This is a genomic window from Bradyrhizobium sp. USDA 3397 (assembly GCF_054060965.1).
This window is the reverse complement of sequence record NZ_JBSSDS010000001.1, coordinates 4800050-4818051: the sequence shown is the minus strand read 5'-3', so window position 1 is coordinate 4818051 and position 18002 is coordinate 4800050. Positions and strand designations below refer to the sequence as shown.

At 65.1% G+C, this 18002-nt stretch carries 18 protein-coding genes; 7 read left to right on the top strand and 11 right to left on the bottom strand.

Annotated features, from left to right (window positions below; translation table 11 throughout):
- Nucleotides 1–115: 115 nt before the first annotated feature.
- The 5 genes from ACVWYQ_RS22205 to ccmA all read right to left on the bottom strand — a co-directional run bounded on the left by ACVWYQ_RS22205 (nucleotide 116) and on the right by ccmA (nucleotide 3178).
- Nucleotides 116–709: a DsbE family thiol:disulfide interchange protein gene (locus tag ACVWYQ_RS22205; protein ID WP_456726388.1), complete on the bottom strand. Its 594-nt coding sequence runs from the start codon at nucleotides 707–709 to the stop codon at nucleotides 116–118.
- Nucleotides 706–891: a heme exporter protein CcmD gene (gene ccmD / locus ACVWYQ_RS22200; protein ID WP_036040763.1), complete on the bottom strand. Its 186-nt coding sequence runs from the start codon at nucleotides 889–891 to the stop codon at nucleotides 706–708. Before ccmD ends, ACVWYQ_RS22205 begins: the two co-directional genes overlap by 4 nt.
- Complete coding sequence (locus ACVWYQ_RS22195) at nucleotides 888–1661, bottom strand: heme ABC transporter permease (RefSeq protein ID WP_275503070.1); 774 nt, start codon at nucleotides 1659–1661, stop codon at nucleotides 888–890. The genes ccmD and ACVWYQ_RS22195 overlap by 4 nt, the downstream gene beginning before the upstream one ends.
- A 91-nt stretch (nucleotides 1662–1752) precedes the next feature.
- The gene (ccmB, locus tag ACVWYQ_RS22190; protein ID WP_275503068.1) at nucleotides 1753–2421 is read right to left on the bottom strand and encodes a heme exporter protein CcmB; all 669 of its coding nucleotides are present in this window, start codon (nucleotides 2419–2421) and stop codon (nucleotides 1753–1755) included.
- A 154-nt stretch (nucleotides 2422–2575) separates the two neighbouring features.
- The gene (ccmA, locus tag ACVWYQ_RS22185; protein ID WP_456727201.1) at nucleotides 2576–3178 is read right to left on the bottom strand and encodes a heme ABC exporter ATP-binding protein CcmA; all 603 of its coding nucleotides are present in this window, start codon (nucleotides 3176–3178) and stop codon (nucleotides 2576–2578) included.
- A 241-nt stretch (nucleotides 3179–3419) separates the two neighbouring features.
- Between ccmA and acnA the strand changes: the two genes are divergently transcribed.
- The 3 genes from acnA (at nucleotide 3420) to ACVWYQ_RS22170 (ending at nucleotide 8053) form a co-directional block, all read left to right on the top strand.
- Nucleotides 3420–6140, top strand: a complete 2721-nt coding sequence (gene acnA, locus ACVWYQ_RS22180) for an aconitate hydratase AcnA (protein ID WP_036008823.1) — start codon at nucleotides 3420–3422, stop codon at nucleotides 6138–6140.
- 231 nt (nucleotides 6141–6371) lie between these two features.
- Nucleotides 6372–7148, top strand: coding sequence for a DUF1223 domain-containing protein (locus ACVWYQ_RS22175; RefSeq protein WP_157286493.1), 777 nt, complete (start codon nucleotides 6372–6374; stop codon nucleotides 7146–7148).
- Nucleotides 7149–7681: 533 nt separating this feature from the next.
- Nucleotides 7682–8053: a DUF2794 domain-containing protein gene (locus tag ACVWYQ_RS22170; protein WP_370102798.1), complete on the top strand. Its 372-nt coding sequence runs from the start codon at nucleotides 7682–7684 to the stop codon at nucleotides 8051–8053.
- A 109-nt stretch (nucleotides 8054–8162) separates the two neighbouring features.
- Here ACVWYQ_RS22170 and ACVWYQ_RS22165 read toward each other — a convergent pair whose 3' ends face one another.
- The 4 genes from ACVWYQ_RS22165 to ACVWYQ_RS22150 form a co-directional block, all read right to left on the bottom strand.
- Entirely contained in the window at nucleotides 8163–8693 is a 531-nt protein-coding gene (locus ACVWYQ_RS22165) for an N-acetyltransferase family protein (RefSeq protein ID WP_456726387.1), read from the bottom strand.
- A gap of 248 nt (nucleotides 8694–8941) precedes the next feature.
- Nucleotides 8942–9733, bottom strand: coding sequence for a Bax inhibitor-1/YccA family protein (locus ACVWYQ_RS22160; protein WP_157286490.1), 792 nt, complete (start codon nucleotides 9731–9733; stop codon nucleotides 8942–8944).
- 282 nt (nucleotides 9734–10015) lie between these two features.
- Nucleotides 10016–12583: an ABC transporter permease gene (locus tag ACVWYQ_RS22155; protein ID WP_456726386.1), complete on the bottom strand. Its 2568-nt coding sequence runs from the start codon at nucleotides 12581–12583 to the stop codon at nucleotides 10016–10018.
- Complete coding sequence (locus tag ACVWYQ_RS22150; RefSeq protein WP_036024603.1) at nucleotides 12580–13299, bottom strand: ABC transporter ATP-binding protein; 720 nt, start codon at nucleotides 13297–13299, stop codon at nucleotides 12580–12582. Before ACVWYQ_RS22150 ends, ACVWYQ_RS22155 begins: the two co-directional genes overlap by 4 nt.
- 55 nt (nucleotides 13300–13354) lie before the next feature.
- On the opposite strand from ACVWYQ_RS22150, the gene ACVWYQ_RS22145 reads away from it, so the two are divergent.
- Nucleotides 13355–13990 carry an arylesterase gene (locus ACVWYQ_RS22145; protein WP_271543582.1) on the top strand — a complete coding sequence of 212 codons (636 nt, stop codon included), beginning with the start codon at nucleotides 13355–13357 and terminating at the stop codon, nucleotides 13988–13990.
- Between the two features lie 175 nt (nucleotides 13991–14165).
- The gene (gene thpR, locus ACVWYQ_RS22140) at nucleotides 14166–14702 is read left to right on the top strand and encodes an RNA 2',3'-cyclic phosphodiesterase (RefSeq protein WP_027572985.1); all 537 of its coding nucleotides are present in this window, start codon (nucleotides 14166–14168) and stop codon (nucleotides 14700–14702) included.
- 17 nt (nucleotides 14703–14719) lie between these two features.
- Here the strand turns inward: thpR and ACVWYQ_RS22135 are convergent, their stop codons facing one another.
- Nucleotides 14720–15124, bottom strand: coding sequence for a type II toxin-antitoxin system VapC family toxin (locus ACVWYQ_RS22135; protein WP_271543587.1), 405 nt, complete (start codon nucleotides 15122–15124; stop codon nucleotides 14720–14722).
- Nucleotides 15124–15378, bottom strand: coding sequence for a type II toxin-antitoxin system VapB family antitoxin (locus tag ACVWYQ_RS22130; protein ID WP_157286488.1), 255 nt, complete (start codon nucleotides 15376–15378; stop codon nucleotides 15124–15126). The genes ACVWYQ_RS22135 and ACVWYQ_RS22130 overlap by 1 nt, the downstream gene beginning before the upstream one ends.
- Nucleotides 15379–15539: 161 nt before the next feature.
- On the opposite strand from ACVWYQ_RS22130, the gene zapE reads away from it, so the two are divergent.
- Both zapE and mdh read left to right on the top strand, forming a co-directional pair.
- Nucleotides 15540–16727 carry a cell division protein ZapE gene (gene zapE, locus ACVWYQ_RS22125; protein WP_271543589.1) on the top strand — a complete coding sequence of 396 codons (1188 nt, stop codon included), beginning with the start codon at nucleotides 15540–15542 and terminating at the stop codon, nucleotides 16725–16727.
- A 240-nt stretch (nucleotides 16728–16967) separates the two neighbouring features.
- Complete coding sequence (mdh, locus tag ACVWYQ_RS22120) at nucleotides 16968–17936, top strand: malate dehydrogenase (protein ID WP_025032846.1); 969 nt, start codon at nucleotides 16968–16970, stop codon at nucleotides 17934–17936.
- Nucleotides 17937–18002: the final 66 nt, after the last annotated feature.

The following is an 18002-nucleotide window of genomic DNA, read 5'->3' as shown; positions in this document are numbered from 1 at the left end:
TGACCGGGGCATCCAGTACGCCGCAGCTTCTCCGTATACGACTGGCGTCTCTGGAATAATGGATCGCCCGATCAAGTCGGGCGATGACAGTTGAGCGTGTGGTACGAGCGCGGCATCAGCTTCCTGCCTTCAGCGCCTTCTCCAGCTCCGGCATCAGCACGGCCTTGAGATTTTGCGGCGTGATCGGCCCGACCAGCTTGTAGACGATGGTGCCCTCGCGCCCGACGACGAAGGTCTCCGGCACGCCATAGACGCCCCATTCGATCGAGGCGCGGCCGTTGGCGTCCACGCCGACATGGCCGAACGGGTTGCCGTAGCGGCCGAGGAAGCGCCGCGCATTGTCGGCGGCGTCCTTGTAGTTGATGCCGACCAGCTGGAAGCGCTTGTCTTTTGCCATTTCGGTCAAAAGCGGCGCTTCGTCATGGCACGGCACGCACCAGGACGCCCAGACGTTGACGAGGCTGACCTTGCCCTTGAAGGCGGCGGGATCGAGTCCCGGCACCTGCGCGCCGTTGTCCTGCAGCCCCTGGAGCGGCGGCAGCACGGTCTGCGGTGCGGGCCGGCCGATCAGCGCCGAGGGAATCCGCGAGGGATCGCCGCTGCCGAGCCGGAACCAGAACAAAAGCGCCAGGCCGATGAAGACGATCAGCGGCAGCACCACCAGGAAGGTGCGGCGCTGCTGCGGAGCGGAGGCAGGTTGATCGCTCATCGCGGCTCCGTCGCGCTGCGGCCCGACCGGCGGGTGATGCCGCGCTGCTCCAGCTCGCGTAGGCGCTGCGTCTGGCTGCGATAATCGAGCATGACCCAGCCGATCAGGATCGCAACCACGAGGGCGACAGCTGCGTAAGACGCCACGATGAAAGAGGCATAAGGACCGAGCGACATCGTCATGCAGCCCCAGCTTCTTTTGACGCGTTTTCTACTCCGCTCGAGAACGCCATGCGACTGGCCTGCATCATCTGCAGCGAGCGGACACGGCGGCGCAAAATCTCGTTGCGCATCGCGGCCAGATGCAGCGTGACGAACAGCAGCGTGAAGGCGAGCGCCATCACCAGCAGCGGAATCAGGAACGACTTGTCCAGCGCCGAGCCGCCCATGCGCATCACCGAGGCGGGCTGGTGCAGCGTGTTCCACCAATCGACCGAGAACTTGATGATCGGCAGGTTGATCGCGCCGACCAGGGTCAGCACCGCGGCGGCGCGCGCCGCACGCGAGGGATCGTCGACGGCACGCCACAGCGCCATCAGGCCCAGATACATCAGGAACAGGATCAGCACCGAGGTCAGCCGCGCGTCCCACTCCCAATAGGTGCCCCACATCGGCCGGCCCCAGAGAGAGCCCGTGAGCAACGCGAGGAAGGTGAAGGCGGCGCCGATCGGAGCTGCGGCCTTGGCGGCGACGTCGGCGAGCGGATGCCGCCACACCAGCGTGCCCAACGATGCGATGCTCATCACGCCCCACACGAACATCGACAGCCAGGCATTGGGCACGTGGACGAACATGATCTTGACGGTCGCGCCCTGCTGATAGTCGTCGGGCGCGAGCGCAGCTTGATAGAGACCGATCGTGAGCAGGATGATTGTCGCGGCCGCCAGCCACGGCAACATCCGCGCTGTCAGCGCGAGGAACCGCGTGGGGTTGGCGAGGTCGATCAGCGTCATGGTATCCTGATAATCACCGGGGGCCGCTCAGGCAATCAACACGAAAGCCCGTCGCGAAAGTTGATCGGGGTCAAGGTCGGCCCGGTCCTTTTCAATCGAGACCATGCCGCAGGCTCGCTGCGGCCGCGAACGGGCCGATCACGAGGCTGACCAGCGACAGCGCGCACAGGATCGAGAACGGCGCGCCGAAGGTCATCGGGCCGACGATCACCGCCTGCGAGGCCGCAACCCCGAAAATCAGCACGGGAATCGACAGCGGCAGCACCAGCACCGCCATCAACAGCCCGCCGCGATGCAGCGTCACCGCCAGCGCCGCGCCGATCATGCCGGTGAAGGTCAGCGCCGGAGTGCCCGCTAGCAACGTCAGCGCCACCGCAGCCGTGGCGATCATGTCGAGGTTGAGCAACAGGCCGAGCACGGGGGTTGCGACAATCAGCGGCAGGCCGGCGGCGAGCCAATGCGCCAGCGCCTTGGCGGCGCAGGCGAGTTCCAGCGGCGTCCGGCTCATCGTGATCAGGTCGAGCGAGCCGTCCTCATGGTCGGCCATGAACAGCCGGTCGAGGGTCAGCAGGCTGGCTAGGAGGGCGCCGAGCCAGAGGATCGCAGGTCCCAGCCGCGACAGCAGCGCCAGATCCGGCCCGACCGCGAACGGCATCAGCACCACCACGGTCAGAAAGAACAAGACGCCAATCAAGGCCCCGCCGCCGACGCGGAGCGCGATGCGGATGTCCCGGCGGACGAGGGCGGCAAGGGCGGTCATGGGGGGCTCCCCTTGTGCCTCAAGAGCGGGAGAGGCAAGGGAGCCCGCGGCGGCGCCTGGCTGCCGGGCCCGAGATGGATCGCTGCGGCAAGCTGAAGGGAGTCAACGGAGCGGGCGGCGCCCGGCCGCTCGGAAAGCTGAGGGTCGGCTCGCATCACGCCACTCCCCCGATCCGCAGCTCCCGCGATTCGATCCCGAGCGGGGCATGCGTCGCCGCGAGGATCATGCCGCCGGCGGCCAGATGCTCGCGCATCAGGCCGGCGAACATGTCCTGACCGGCGACATCAAGCGCATTGGTCGGCTCGTCCAGGAGCCAGACCGGGCGGCGGACCGTCAGCAGCCGCGCCAGCGAGAGCCGGCGGCGCTGTCCCGCGGACAGGAATCCGGCAGGCAGATGGGTGGCGTGGTCGAGGCCCACCTTGGCGAGGCTCTCGGCCGCGTCGAAACGCTCGCCGCCGAGAAAATCAGCCCAAAACGTCAGGTTCTCGGCCACGCTCAGCGCCGGCTTCAGGGCATCGCGATGGCCGAGATAGTGGCACTGCTCCGCCAGGGTCAGCTCGCCATCGCCCCCCTTCAGCGTGATCGTCCCGCCGGCCGGAACGAGCAGGCCCGCGATCAGCCGCAGCAGCGAGGTCTTGCCTGATCCATTGCGCCCCATCACCGCGACGGCCTCGCCCGACCCGGCCGCGAAATCGAGCCCGGCGAACACCTCGCGCCCGCCCCGCACGCATCTCAGCCCGTGACCTGACAGCCGCATGTCGCCTTGGTTCAGTCCGTTCACAGCCGGGCCTCAGGAAATCTTGGGGTAGCGCATGGGAATTTTTGGCTCGCGAATTGCTGCGGCACGATAGTGGCTGTGGCGGCGCGGTTAGAAAGCTTCTATAAGCCCGGAACTACTTGATGCAGCAACTCAACCTGCCCCTGCAAGCGGCCCAGCCTAATGCGCTGACGGTGTTAAAATACCCTGCCGGGTATAACTAGCAATTGGGATCTCCTACATGACCTCGCTCGACAGCTTCAAATGCAAAAAGACTCTCAAGGTCGGCGCCAAGACCTATGTCTATTACAGCCTGCCCACCGCCGAGAAGAATGGTCTGAAGGGAATTTCGAAACTTCCCTATTCGATGAAGGTCCTGCTCGAGAATTTGCTGCGCAACGAGGACGGCCGCTCGGTCAAGAAGGAAGACATCGTCGCGGTCTCGAAATGGCTGCGCAAGAAGTCGCTGGAGCATGAGATCGCCTTCCGCCCGGCGCGGGTGCTGATGCAGGACTTCACCGGCGTGCCAGCGGTGGTCGATCTCGCCGCGATGCGCAACGCGATGCAGAAGCTCGGCGGCGAGCCTGAGAAGATCAACCCCTTGGTGCCCGTCGACCTCGTCATCGACCACTCTGTGATCGTGAACTTCTTCGGCGACAACAAGGCCTTCGGCAAGAACGTCACCGAGGAATACAAGCAGAACCAGGAGCGCTACGAGTTCCTGAAGTGGGGTCAGAAGGCGTTCTCGAACTTCTCCGTCGTGCCGCCCGGCACCGGCATCTGCCACCAGGTCAATCTCGAATATCTGGCCCAGACGGTCTGGACCAAGAAGGAGAAGATGACCGTCGGCAAGAAGACCGGCACCTTCGAGGTGGCCTATCCCGATTCGCTGGTCGGCACCGATTCGCACACCACCATGGTCAACGGCCTTGCCGTGCTCGGCTGGGGCGTCGGCGGCATCGAGGCGGAAGCCTGCATGCTCGGCCAGCCGCTGTCGATGCTGCTGCCCAACGTCGTCGGCTTCAAGCTGAAGGGCGCGCTGAAGGAGGGCGTCACCGCGACCGACCTCGTGCTCACCGTGACGCAGATGCTGCGCAAGCTCGGCGTGGTCGGCAAGTTCGTCGAGTTCTTCGGCCCTGGCCTCGACCACCTCTCGGTCGCCGACAAGGCGACGATCGCCAACATGGCGCCCGAATACGGCGCGACCTGCGGCTTCTTCCCGGTCGATGCCGCCGCGCTCGACTATCTCAAGACCTCCGGCCGTGCCTCGGCCCGCGTCGCGCTAGTGCAGGCCTATGCCAAGGCGCAGGGCCTGTTCCGCACCGCCAAGTCGCCCGACCCCGTGTTCACGGAGACGCTGACCCTCGACCTCGGCGACGTCGTGCCGTCGATGGCCGGCCCGAAGCGTCCCGAAGGCCGCATCGCGCTGCCGACCGTCGCCGACGGCTTCTCGCTCGCGCTCGCCAGCGAGTACAAGAAGGCCGAGGAGCCGGCCAAGCGCTTCCCCGTGGAAGGCAAGAACTTCGACATCGGCCATGGCGACGTCGTGATCGCCGCGATCACCTCCTGCACCAACACATCGAACCCGAGCGTGCTCATCGGCGCCGGCTTGCTCGCGCGCAATGCGGCTGCGAAGGGCCTCAAGGCCAAGCCGTGGGTGAAGACCTCGCTCGCCCCGGGCAGCCAGGTGGTCGCGGAATATCTCGCCAATTCGGGTCTTCAGCCCGATCTCGACAAGGTCGGATTCAACCTGGTCGGCTTCGGCTGCACCACCTGCATCGGCAATTCCGGTCCGCTGCCTGAGGAGATCTCGAAGTCGATCAACGACAACGGCGTCGTCGCGGCCGCCGTGCTCTCCGGCAACCGCAACTTCGAAGGTCGCGTCTCGCCGGATGTGCAGGCGAACTATTTGGCCTCGCCGCCGCTGGTAGTCGCCTACGCGCTCGCGGGCAGCGTCACCAAGAACCTCGCCACCGAGCCGCTCGGCGAGGGCAAGGACGGCAAGCCGGTGTACCTGAAGGACATCTGGCCGACGACCAAGGAGATCAACGCCTTCATGAAGAAGTTCGTGACCGCGTCGATCTTCAAGAAGAAGTACGCCGACGTGTTCAAGGGCGACACCAACTGGCGCAAGATCAAGACGGTCGAGAGCGAGACCTATCGCTGGAACATGTCTTCGACCTATGTGCAGAATCCGCCTTACTTCGAAGGCATGAAGAAGGAGCCGGAGCCGGTCACCGACATCGTCGAGGCGCGCATCCTCGCCATGTTCGGCGACAAGATCACCACCGACCACATCTCGCCGGCCGGCTCGATCAAGCTCACCTCGCCCGCCGGCAAATATCTCAGCGAACACCAGGTGCGTCCGGCCGACTTCAACCAGTACGGCACGCGCCGCGGCAACCATGAAGTCATGATGCGCGGCACCTTCGCCAACATCCGCATCAAGAACTTCATGCTGAAGGGCGCGGACGGAAACATCCCCGAGGGCGGCCTGACCAAGCACTGGCCCGACGGCGAGCAGATGTCGATCTACGACGCCGCGATGAAGTACCAGGAAGAGAAGGTGCCGCTGGTGGTGTTCGCCGGTGCCGAGTACGGCAACGGCTCCTCGCGCGACTGGGCCGCCAAGGGCACGCGCCTGCTCGGCGTGCGCGCCGTGATCTGCCAGAGCTTCGAGCGCATCCACCGCTCCAACCTGGTCGGCATGGGCGTGCTGCCGCTGACCTTCGAGGAAGGCACCTCCTGGCAGTCGCTTGGGCTGAAGGGCGACGAGAAGGTGACCATCCGCGGCCTCGTCGGCGACCTCAAGCCGCGCCAGAAGCTGACCGCGGAGATCGTCTCCGGCGACGGTTCGCTGCAGCGCGTTTCGCTGCTCTGCCGCATCGATACGCTGGACGAGCTCGACTACTACCGTAACGGCGGCATCCTGCACTACGTGCTGCGCAAGCTCGCGGCGTAAACGCGGATTTGTGAATGATGGCTCACTGCGAAGTGAGTAGAAGCCTTAACGAAGGCGGCCTATCAAAGGCCGCCTTCGCGCGTTTGCGGTACGCTTCAGATGGGCCCGCCCGGCGGAAAACCTCCCTTTGGACGGTGGCCCGGATGGATGAATGTACCGCGCCCCGTAAGACTACGGTGACCATCCGGCGATAAGATTTCCCCCTGAGAGCAACGGTGTGCGGCGTTCGACATGACGACAATGACGGCTTCCCATCTGATTCCACGTTGGTCCGGTGCCCTCTGGTCGGGAGCTCTCGGCATATGTGCGATCATCGCCGTCATTCGTCCTGCCCAGGCTGAACCCCGCGCCGTCGTCGAATTGTTCACCTCGCAGGGCTGCTCCTCCTGCCCGCCCGCCGATCAGATCATCGGCGATCTCTCCAAGGACCCCTCCGTGATCGCGCTGAGCATGCCGATCGATTACTGGGACTATCTCGGCTGGAAGGACACGCTGGCGGATTCGCGCTTCTCTGCACGGCAGCGTGCCTATTCGCGCATGCGCGGCGACCGCGAGGTCTACACGCCGCAGGTCGTGGTCAACGGCTCCACCCATGTCATCGGCAGCGATCGCGCCGGCATCGAGAACGCGATCGGCAAGACCGACAAGGGCACCGGCGTGATGAGCGTGCCGGTGACGATGTCGCTCTCGGGCAAGCAGATCAACGTCTCGGTCGCCGCCAGCAAGGAGCCCGCGGTCTCGCGCGGCGAGGTCTGGATCTGCTCGATCGCCAAGTCGGTGCCGATCGCGATCACCCGCGGCGAGAACAAGGGACAGCAGGTCACCTATCACAACGTGGTGCGTAGCCTGCTCAAGGTCGGCGACTGGACCGGCCGCCCGGAGAGCTGGACGGTGCCGATCGAGAACCTCACGCGCGACGGCGTCGACGGCGCAGTGGTCTACGTCCAGGACGGCAGCCGCGAGCGACCGGGCCCGATGCTGGGTGCGGCGTACACGTCGCTGCATTGAAGCGCAGATCTTCTTGAGACATCAGTCTCTCGTCATTCCGGGGCGCGCCACTTGGCGCGAGCCCGGAATCCATCAATCCCATTATCCGAGCTGAGAAATGGATTCCGGGCTCGCGCTTCGCGCGCCCCGGAATGACGGGCGCCGGAAACATCCCGGCACAAACAAAAAAGGACCAACTTGCGTTGGCCCTCCTTGTCGTGCGTACAGACCCGATCCTGTTCGACCCCGGGGGGCTGGGGGCTGAGGAATCCGGAACCGAAAGGACCGAGTCAACGCACGTCACCCTTTTCGCAGTGCAGGGCGGCAGGCGGTTGGCGGAAAAGCGGCGATACTATGATTCCTGCTAACGATCCCGTGACGGTTTGCCGCGACGGAGTTCCACCCTTGCGTGTGCCCTGATGGACGCCGATTCGATGGGTCGAGCCCCTTGCGATGCGGAACGGTTGGCGCAATCATGCAATTGTCACGAACGCGGTTCCGGGGACGATCTTGGCGGACGCGGGTCATAGCCGTGCGATGAGGAGGCGCTTCCCATGAGTCTGACGTCGGAGGATGCCGACCCGAGCGAGCAGCGCGCGGCGGCGCGTCCTGCCGCGGTGCATGCGCAGCCGAACCGGGTGACGTTCAACCGGCTCGAGCTGCACCGGATTCTCAATCTCTACGGCCGCATGGTCGCTGACGGCGAGTGGCGCGATTATGCCATCGACTTCCTGAAGGATCGCGCCGTGTTCTCGGTCTATCGCCGCGCCTCGGAAGTGCCGATCTATCGCATCGAGAAGGACCCGCGGCTGGCGCGCAAGCAGGGCATGTACAGCGTGATCTCGGCGACCGGCCTGATCCTGCGCCGCGGCCACGAGCTCGAGCGGGTGCTGCTGGTGATCGATCGCAAACTGGCGGTGGTGTAGACGAACGAACGGTGCCGTAGGGTGGGCAAAGGCGCGTAGCGCCGTGCCCACGCGCTTTCTCTAGTGCGGCGAACGGTGGGCACGCTTCGCTTTGCCCACCCTACGACATCTACTTTGTCGGCACCGTGCTTCCGCCCTCGCCGAGGTCGCGTTGCATCATCACGGTGTCCAGCCAGCGGCCGAATTTCAGCCCGACACTGGGATGCGTGCCGATCATCTTGAAGCCGCACCTCGTGTGCACGCCGATCGATCCGGCATTGGCGGAATCGCCGATCACAGCGATCATCTGACGGAAGCCGCGCGCCTCGCATTCGGCGATCAGCCGTTCCAGCAGCATTGACCCGACGCCGCGGCGGTGGAAGGAGGGATCGAGATAGATCGAGTTCTCCACCGTGAAGCGATAGGCCGGCCGCGGCCGGTAGGCGCCGGCATAGGCATAGCCGGCCACGCGCCCGTCCAGCATCGCGACGAAATAGGGATAGCCGCCGTCGATCAGCGCGCGATAGCGGCGCGTCATTTCGGTGAGGTCGGGCGGCTCCAGCTCGAATGTCGCCGTGCCCTCGCGGACGGCCTGCTGGTAGATGGCGGTGACGGCGGGAAGGTCGGCCTCGGTGGTGGGCCTGATATCGGGTGCGGACATGGGGGAAGGATAGAGCCTTCGTCCGACTGCTGGAAGGGGTTCCGCCGCCTCCGCAGCGTCATTGCGAGCGCAGCGAAGCAATCCAGAAATGCATCCGCGGAGGGACTCTGGATTGCTTCGTCGCATCAGCGCAAAATTGCTGCGCAATTTTGTCGCGAGCTCCTCGCAATGACGAGGAGAGCCCGTACCCCCAAACGAAAACCCCGGCCTTTCGGCCGGGGTTCGTGTCCGTTCTCTCGTCTCAGAGCTTACTCGCGCTGGCCGAGGAGCTGCAGCAGCAGCGTGAACAGGTTGATGAAGTTCAGGTACAGCGACAGTGCGCCGGTGATGGCCGAACGCTCTGCGACTTCACCGCCGGCCGAGGCATAGCCGTAGATGTAGTCGTTCTTCAGCCGCTGGGTATCCCAGGCGGTCAGGCCCGAGAACACCAGCACGCCGACCACCGACACGATGAACTGCAGCATCGAGCTGGCCAGGAACAGGTTCACCAGGCTGGCGAGAACGATGCCGATCAGGCCCATGAACAGGAACGAGCCCATGCCGGTCAGGTCACGCTTGGTGGTGTAGCCGTAGAGGCTCAGCGCACCGAAGGTCGCCGCGGTGATGAAGAACACCCGCACGATCGAGGTGTGCGTGAACACCAGGAAGATCGACGACAGCGAGATGCCCATCAGCGCCGCGAACACCCAGAACAGGATCTGGGCGGTCGAGGGGGCCAGACGGTTGATGCCCGCCGAGATCACGAACACCATCGCGAGCGGCGCTAGGATGAACAGCCACTTCAGGGGGCTGACGAACATGGCGTAGCCGAACGGCGTCAGGAACACCTTGCCGACGCGAACGGCGTCCGCCGTCGGAACGTCGGTCACGGCGGCCATGTAGACGCCGAGCGCGGCAAGGCCGGTGATGGCCAGGCCAATGGTCATGTAGTTGTAGATGCGCAGCATATAGGCGCGCAGGCCGGCATCGACCGTCGCGGCGTCAACACGCCCGGCGGCCCTGCCGAAAGGAGAAGCGTAGTTACGGTCTAGGTCCGACATGGTCGAATTCCCGTTGGTTGGTCCGGTCCGGCACGAGGGTCGCCATGCCGCCGGTTCGTCAAATTCTATCTCGGAGACCGCTGCCAGCCGATTTAATTTTGGCTCACAATCGGGACTCCGAACCCATCCGATATGTGGGAAACTAACACATTCGCCGCAACCTTCCACGCGCGGCTGAATGTCGCCCTCGGCGTCAATCCTGACGCGAAGCTGACGGGGGTAGCGTGGTTAATCGCGGAAACCGGGCCGATTCCGGGCAGCTCGATCCGCCGCTACATTTTGTCACAAATTTCGCAACACCGTCGCGGGCTTTTTGTTCAATGCCAGCAGCGTGCCGGCAAGCCCGAGCCCGACGGTCACGACCAGCGCGGCGGCGACCACGCCGGCGGCGCTGTCGGCCTGCCAGACGAAGCTCAGCGTCATCAGCCGCGTCACGATCAGCCAGGCCGCGATGCTGCCCGCGATCACCCCGAACACCGCGGTAGCAAGGCCGATCAGGAGGTATTCGAGGGCATAGGCGCCGAGCAGCCGCAGCCGCGTCGCGCCCAGGGTCTTCAGGATAACCGCGTCATAGACCCGGTGGCGGTGGCCGGCGGCGAGCGCCCCGCCCAGCACCAGGATCGCCGAGATCAGCGTCACGGCGCTGGCGCCGCGGATCGCCAGGGCCAGATTGGTCACCACGGAGCCGACCGTCTCCATCACCTCGCGCACGCGCACACTGGTCACCATCGGATAGGCGTCGGCGACCTCCTTGATGATCTTGCCGTCGCCCGCCTTTCCGCCCGCTTCCGTCAGCGTCGCGATATGGGTGTGCGGCGCGCCCTTGAAGGCGTTGGGCGAGAACACCAGGACGAAATTGATGCCGAGACCCTGCCAGTCGATCGTGCGCAGATTGCTGATCTTGGCCGGGATGTCGCGGCCGAGCACGTTGACCACCACCTCGTCGCCGAGCTTGAGGCCGAGCCCGTCGGCGATCTTCTTCTCCAACGAGACCAGTGGCGGGCCGGAATAATCAGCACGCCACCATTCGCCCTCGACCACCTTGGAGCCCTTCGGCAGCTCGGCGGTGTAGGTCAGGCCGCGATCGCTCTGCAGCACCCATTCGGAATCCGTGGTCGGCTTGAGCTCCTCGGCGCGCACCCCGCGCGCGGCGACGATGCGTCCGCGCAGCATCGGCACGTCCTCGATCCTGGCGCCGGGGGCGATCTGGCGCAGATAGCCATCGAACTGCTCGGCCTGCGCGCTCGGAATGTCGATGAAGAAGAACGATGGCGCCTGGTCGGGGAGCGCCGCCAGGAACTGCCGGCGCAGATTGCCGTCGATCTGGGTGATGGTGACGAGCACGGCGAGCCCGAGTCCCAGCGACAGCACGACGGACGGCGTCAGCGCGCCCGGCCGGTGGATGTTGGCGATCGCAAGCCGCAGCATCGGCAGCCGCGTCCGTGGCAGCCGTCGCGCGATCGTCATCAGCAGGGCGGCGATGCCGCGCAGCAAGGCGAACACGACCACTGAGGAGGCCACGAACACCGCGGCGATGCGCCTGTCGAACGACAGGCCGATCACGACCGCGATGAGGAGTGCGATCACGACGGCCATGAACACGAGATAGCTCGCGCGCGGCCGGTGCCATTCGGAGCTGATGGTGTCGCGGAACAGCGCGGCCACCGGCACGTCGTGCACGCGCGCGAGCGGCCACAGGCCGAAGGCGAGCGCGGTGAGGAGGCCGTAGAGGAAGGACAGCGCGAGCTCGTCGGTGTGCACGGCCGGCACCACCGGCAGCGGCAACAGCTTGCCGAACAGGCCAACGATCGCAAAGGGCATCGCGGCGCCGAGCGCCAGGCCGATCACGGACCCGATCGCGGCCAGCAGGACCACTTGCGCCAGATAGATGCCGAACACGTCCCGGCCGGTGGCGCCGACGGCCTTGAAGGCAGCGATCACCTCGAGCTTGCGGTCGATGTGACTCTTGACGGCATTGGCGACGCCGACGCCGCCGACCAGCAGCGCGGCAAGGCCGACTAGGGTCAGGAACTGCGTGAAGCGGTTGATGTTGCGCTCGAGCTGCGGCGAGGCATTGGAGCGGCTGCGGATCTCCCAGCCGGCCTGCGGCGCGGCGCTGCGCGCATCCGCGATGAAGGCTTCGGTGGCGCGCTCGTTGTTCGCGGCCTCCGGCAGCTTGACCCGGTAGACCCAACGCACCAAGCTGCCGGGCTGGATCAGGCCGGTGGCGCGCAAGGCCGCCTCGCTGATCAGAAAGCGGGGCCCGAAGCCGATGCCGCCGGCGAGCTTGTCCGGCTCGGCCTCGACGGTGGAGCGGATCTGGAACGTTGCGGACCCGATCGTGACGCGGTCGCCGGTCTTGAGAGAAAGCCGCGCCAGCAGCGTCGGATCGGCGGCAGCGCCGAACGCGCCGTCACGTTCCGCGAGCAGATCGGACATCTCCAGCTGCGGCGCAAGCTTCAACTTGCCCAGCATCGGATAGGTGTTGTCGACCGCCTTCATCTCGACCAGCGCCAGCTTGCCGTCAGCCGAACGCGCCATGCCGCGCAAGGTCGCGGCGGCCGACAGCGTGCCGCGCGAACGCAGGAACGCGACCTCTTCCGGCTTGGCCTCGCGCTGGAACAGCACGAAGGAGACGTCGCCGCCGAGCAGCGTGCGGCCCTCGCGTGCGAGACCGTCGCTCAGGCTCGCCGACACCGAGCCGACGCCGGCAATCGCCATCACGCCGAGCGCGATGCAGGCGATGAAGACGTAGAAGCCGCGCAGGCCGCCGCGCAATTCGCGCAAGGCGTAGCGCAGCGACAGCGCAACGGCGTTCGGCTTCGCGAACGATTCGGCCACGGCGCTCATGCGGGCGCAGACTGCGTGTCGATGCGCCCGGAGCGCAGGCGGATGACGCGATCGCAGCGATGCGCGAGCGAGGAATCGTGCGTCACCAGCACCAAGGTCATGCCGCGCTCGGCATGTTTGCTGAACAGGAGATCGACGATCTGCTTACCGGTGGTCTCGTCGAGATTGCCGGTCGGCTCGTCGGCGACCAGGATCGCGGGATCGGGTGCCAGCGCGCGGGCGAGCGCGACGCGCTGCTGCTCGCCGCCGGAGAGCTGGGTCGGATAATGATGCAGGCGGTCACCGAGCCCGACCGATTGCAACTCCTCTGCCGCGCGCTTGGCGGCATCGGGGTTGCCGGCGAGCTCGAGCGGCACAGCGACGTTCTCCAGCGCCGTCATGGTCGGGATCAGGTGAAAGGACTGGAAGACGATGCCGACCTGGCGGCCGCGGAAGCGCGCCAGCGCGTCCTCGTCGAGGGCATTGAAAGGCGTGCCATTCACCACCACCTCTCCGCTATCAGGACGTTCCAGCCCCGCCATCACCATCAGCAGCGTGGATTTGCCCGAGCCTGACGGGCCGATCAGGCCGATCGTCTCGCTCCGGCCGACCCGCAGGCTGATATCCTTGAGGATGTGAACGCGTGCCGCGCCCGTGCCCAATGAGAGGTTGACGTTGGAGATGGCGATAGTGTCCGCGGTAGCGGCGAGCGAAGAGGGGTCGATGCGAGTGTCCATGGTCCGGTCATATGGCAAGTCCGCACGCGGGGTCGAGAGGCGTTACGGATTGTTCATGCACATAGCCGTGTTGATGCTCGCCGTCATGACGATGGCGAACCCCGCTTGGGCGGGTGCGACAAAACCGGTCAAGCTCGTCGTCCTCGGCGATTCCCTGAGCGCGGGCCTTGGCCTTCCGGCCCAGGAGGCGTTCCCCCAAAAGCTTCAAAAAGCCTTGCGGGCCAAAGGCATAGAGGTCGACATGACCAATGCCGGCGTGTCCGGCGACACCACCTCGGGCGGCCGCGACCGGCTCGACTGGTCGGTGCCCGATGGAACTGACGGTGTCATCGTCGAGCTCGGCGCCAATGACGCGCTGCGCGGCATCGATCCCGACGTGGCGCGCGCCGCGCTGACCGACATCATCCAGCGGCTCAAGGCGCGCAAGATTGCGGTCATGCTCTGCGGCATGCTGGCGCCGCCGAATTACGGCGCCGAATACGCCGCGCGCTTCAATTCGATTTATCCGGATCTGGCCAAGACATTCGACGTGCCGCTCTATCCGTTCTTCCTCGAAGGCGTCGCGGCCGAGGCCAAGCTCAATCAGGCCGACGGCATTCATCCGACCGCTGAAGGCGTCGACATCATCGTCGGCAGGATCATGCCCATGGTGGAGGCATTCATTGGCACGATCGCTGAGCAACGGCGTTGAAAACCAGGCAGCGCCAACCCTAATTCCCAGGGTTTTACCGGGGTGAAGCGCGGCATGCTTCGCAGAGTCACACAACTGCGATAGGAATCAGGGTACCGGTGATTCGTCGCCGGCTCTAATTTGGATATGGTCTCGCTGTTCGAGCACCGTACCCAAGCATCGGGAGTGCGAAACGATGCCGCGTTTGTTCACGGGTCTGGAAATTCCGGCCGAAATCGGCCAGTCGCTTTCCAACTTGAGGGGTGGCCTCCCCGGCGCCCGCTGGATCGATCCCGAAAATTATCACGTCACCCTGCGCTTCATCGGCGACATCGACGGCGCTTCCGCGAACGAGATCGCCTCGATGCTGTTTCGCGTCGACCGAAAGCCGTTCGAGGTGAAGGTGCAGGGGCTCACCAGCTTCGGCGGCCGCAAGCCCCGCGCGGTGGTCGCCACGATTGCGCCGAGCAAGCCGCTGATGGAATTGCAGGCCGAGCTCGAGCGCATGATGCAGCGGATCGGCCTCGACCCGGAGGGACGCAAGTTCATTCCGCACGTCACGCTCGCGAGGCTGCACGACGCCTCCGACCGCGACGTCGCCGACTATCTCTCGCTGCGCGGCTATTTCCCGAGCAAGGCGTTCATGGCCGAACGCTTCGTGCTGTTCTCCTCGCGCGCATCGACGGGCGGCGGCCCGTATGTGGTCGAGGACGCCTACGAGCTGTGTGAGTAGGTTTTCACTTCGGGGCGCTATGGCGGCGGCGCCGCGCCTGGCCGGCTCACGTCGGTCTTCGCAAAGTCCGCGCCTTTGAACAGCAGTGGCTCGTTGCGGGTCAAGGCCAGCGCGTAGGAAAAGCAATCCCCGTAGTTGAGCGACGCGGCGTGTCGCCCCTTTCCATAACGCCGCCAGGCGCGCCGTGCTGCATCGGCTTGTCCGGCATCGACTGCCACGATCTCGGCGCCGATCTTGACGAGCCAGAGATCAAGCTCGCGCCCGCCCGCATCACCTAATCGTGTCTCGATCACCATCGTTGCTTCAAGCACCGTTGCCGCTGAGATCAGGCGGATCGGATCATCCACGATCAGTCGCTCGATATCCGCTGCGTCGTCTTCGTTGAGCGCGATTGCCACGATCACCGACGTATCGATCACCATCAGCGTGGCAATCCGTGCTCGTCATATCCGAGAATTTCCTCCGGTGTGCGGTCGTCCAGAACTCGCATTTCGCTCCAACGTCGTCTGATCTCGGCCAGATCTTCGAGCAACACGTCTTTGTTTTTCTGACCGCCAAGGCGACGCAATCGCTCCTCAATGGCGCGCCGGGTTGCTGTGGTAATGTTCTCCCCGGTCAGTTGCGCCAGGCTTCGCGCCAATTGCTCCGTTTCGGGGTCCTTGATGCTAAGCGCCATTTCGAGTTCCTTGGTTCCTTAATAGGTATATTCTAGCCGCCTAGGAGCGCAAGAACAGTTCGTTGGGAGAACCGGCATCGCGAGCGCGAGGGGCAGGCCGCATACGCCCGTTGCGCCAAAACGCAGTTGCAATTTCCGTCCGTCTCTGGCGGTAAAGAGCCATGCTCTCCACCCCAAATCCCTCATTCCGCGAGGCCTATCAGGCCGAGATCGCGTCCGGTGCGATCGAGCCGGATGCCGCGCAGGCCGAGGTTGCCGAAGCCTATGCGGCGCTGGATCTGCGGCTTTCGACCTACAAGCCCGCCCGCAAGCAAGGCCTGCTCAGCCGGCTGTTCGGCTCTGGCGACAAGGACGAGGCGCCGCGCGGGCTCTACATCCATGGCGAGGTCGGCCGCGGCAAGACCATGCTGATGGACCTGTTCTTCCAGCACTCATCGGTCGAGCACAAGCGCCGCGCGCATTTCCACGAGTTCATGGCGGACGTGCACGAGCGAATCTACGATTATCGCCAGAGCATCGCGCGCGGCGAGATCGCCGACAGCGACGTCATCGCTCTAACGGCCAATGCGATCTTCGAGGAGAGCTGGCTGCTCTGCTTCGACGAATTCCATGTCACCGACATCGCGGATGCGATGATCCTGGGCCGCCTGTTCGCCAAATTGTTCGAGCTCGGCACCGTCGTGGTCGCGACCTCCAACGTCGCGCCCGACGATCTCTACAAGGGCGGTCTCAACCGCTCGCTGTTCCTGCCCTTCATCAAGCAGATCACCGACCACATGGACGTCGCGCGGCTCGATGCGCGCACCGACTTCCGCCTGGAGAAGCTGCAAGGCGTGCCGATGTGGCTGACACCGGCCGATGGCGATGCGGATGCCGCGCTCGATCGCGCCTGGAAGCGGATGACGGGCGGCGCCAAATGCCGCTCGCGCGACATTTCGATCAAGGGCCGCATTCTGCACGTGCCCTGCTCGGCCCATGGCGTGGCGCGGTTCTCCTTCGCCGACCTCTGCGAGCAGCCGCTCGGTGCATCCGACTACCTCAGGCTGGCCCACGACTATCACACCCTCCTGGTCGACCATATTCCAGTGATGGACCTCTCCCAGCGCAACGCGGCCAAGCGCTTCATCACCCTGATCGATACGCTCTATGACAACGCCGTGAAGCTGATGGCCTCGGCCGACGCCAATCCGATCTCGCTCTACCTCGCGACCGATGGCACCGAGGCCATGGAGTTCAACCGGACCGCCTCGCGCCTGATCGAAATGAGCTCGGAATCCTATCTGGCGCTGCCTCACGGCCGCAAGGATTCCACCGCCAGCGGCTCGACCAAGGGTCTGGTGGAGACTTAAGTCCTATCCCCGCCGTCATTCCGGGGCGTCGCAAAGCGACGAGCCCGGAATCCATACTCCGGATGGTGGTTATGGATTCCGGGCTCGCGCTTCGCGCGCCCCGGAATGACGGCCGGGGTATGCTGGCTGCTATCTCGGCAAGCCCGACAATTGGGCATTGGGCGACTTGAACGGGGGAGGCGAAAGGGATAACCACCCGTCTCAGTTTCCCCTCCTTACGTGTCTAAAGGACAGGTTCACATGGCGCGCGACAAGATTGCTTTGATTGGCTCCGGCCAGATCGGCGGAACGCTGGCTCACCTCATCGGCCTGAAAGAACTGGGCGACGTCGTGATGTTCGACATCGCCGAGGGCGTGCCGCAGGGCAAGGCGCTCGACATCGCGCAGTCCTCGCCGGTCGACGGCTTCGACGCCCACTATACCGGCGCGAACTCCTATGAGGCGCTCGACAACGCCAAAGTCTGCATCGTCACCGCCGGCGTGCCGCGCAAGCCCGGCATGAGCCGCGACGACCTCCTTTCGATCAACCTCAAGGTCATGGAGCAGGTCGGCGCCGGCATCAAGAAGTACGCCCCCGACGCCTTCGTCATCTGCATCACCAACCCGCTCGATGCCATGGTCTGGGCGCTGCAGAAGGCTTCGGGCCTGCCGCACAAGAAGGTCGTCGGCATGGCCGGCGTGCTGGATTCGGCCCGCTTCCGCTACTTCCTCGCCGACGAGTTCAACGTCTCGGTCGAGGACGTCACCGCCTTCGTGCTCGGCGGCCACGGCGACACCATGGTGCCGCTGGTGAAGTACTCCACCGTCGCCGGCATCCCGCTGCCCGACCTCGTCAAGATGGGCTGGACCTCACAGGCGCGCCTCGACGAGATCGTCGACCGCACCCGGAACGGCGGCGCCGAGATCGTCAACCTGCTCAAGACCGGCTCGGCCTTCTACGCCCCTGCCGCCTCCGCGATCGCGATGGCCGAGAGCTATCTGAAGGACAAGAAGCGCGTGCTGCCCTGCGCCGCCTATCTCAACGGCGAGTACAGCGTGAAGGACATGTATGTCGGCGTGCCCGTCGTGATCGGCGCCAAGGGCGTCGAGCGCGTGGTCGAGATCGAACTCGCCGGCAAGGACCGCGAGGCGTTTGACAAGTCGGTCGGTGCCGTGCAGGGCTTGGTCGATGCCTGCAAGAAGATCGCACCCGATCTTCTCGGCCGCTAAGGCAAAGCAATACCCGCCGAAGATCGAAACCCGGTCTTCGGCGATTTCACTTCCGGACCCCGGCTG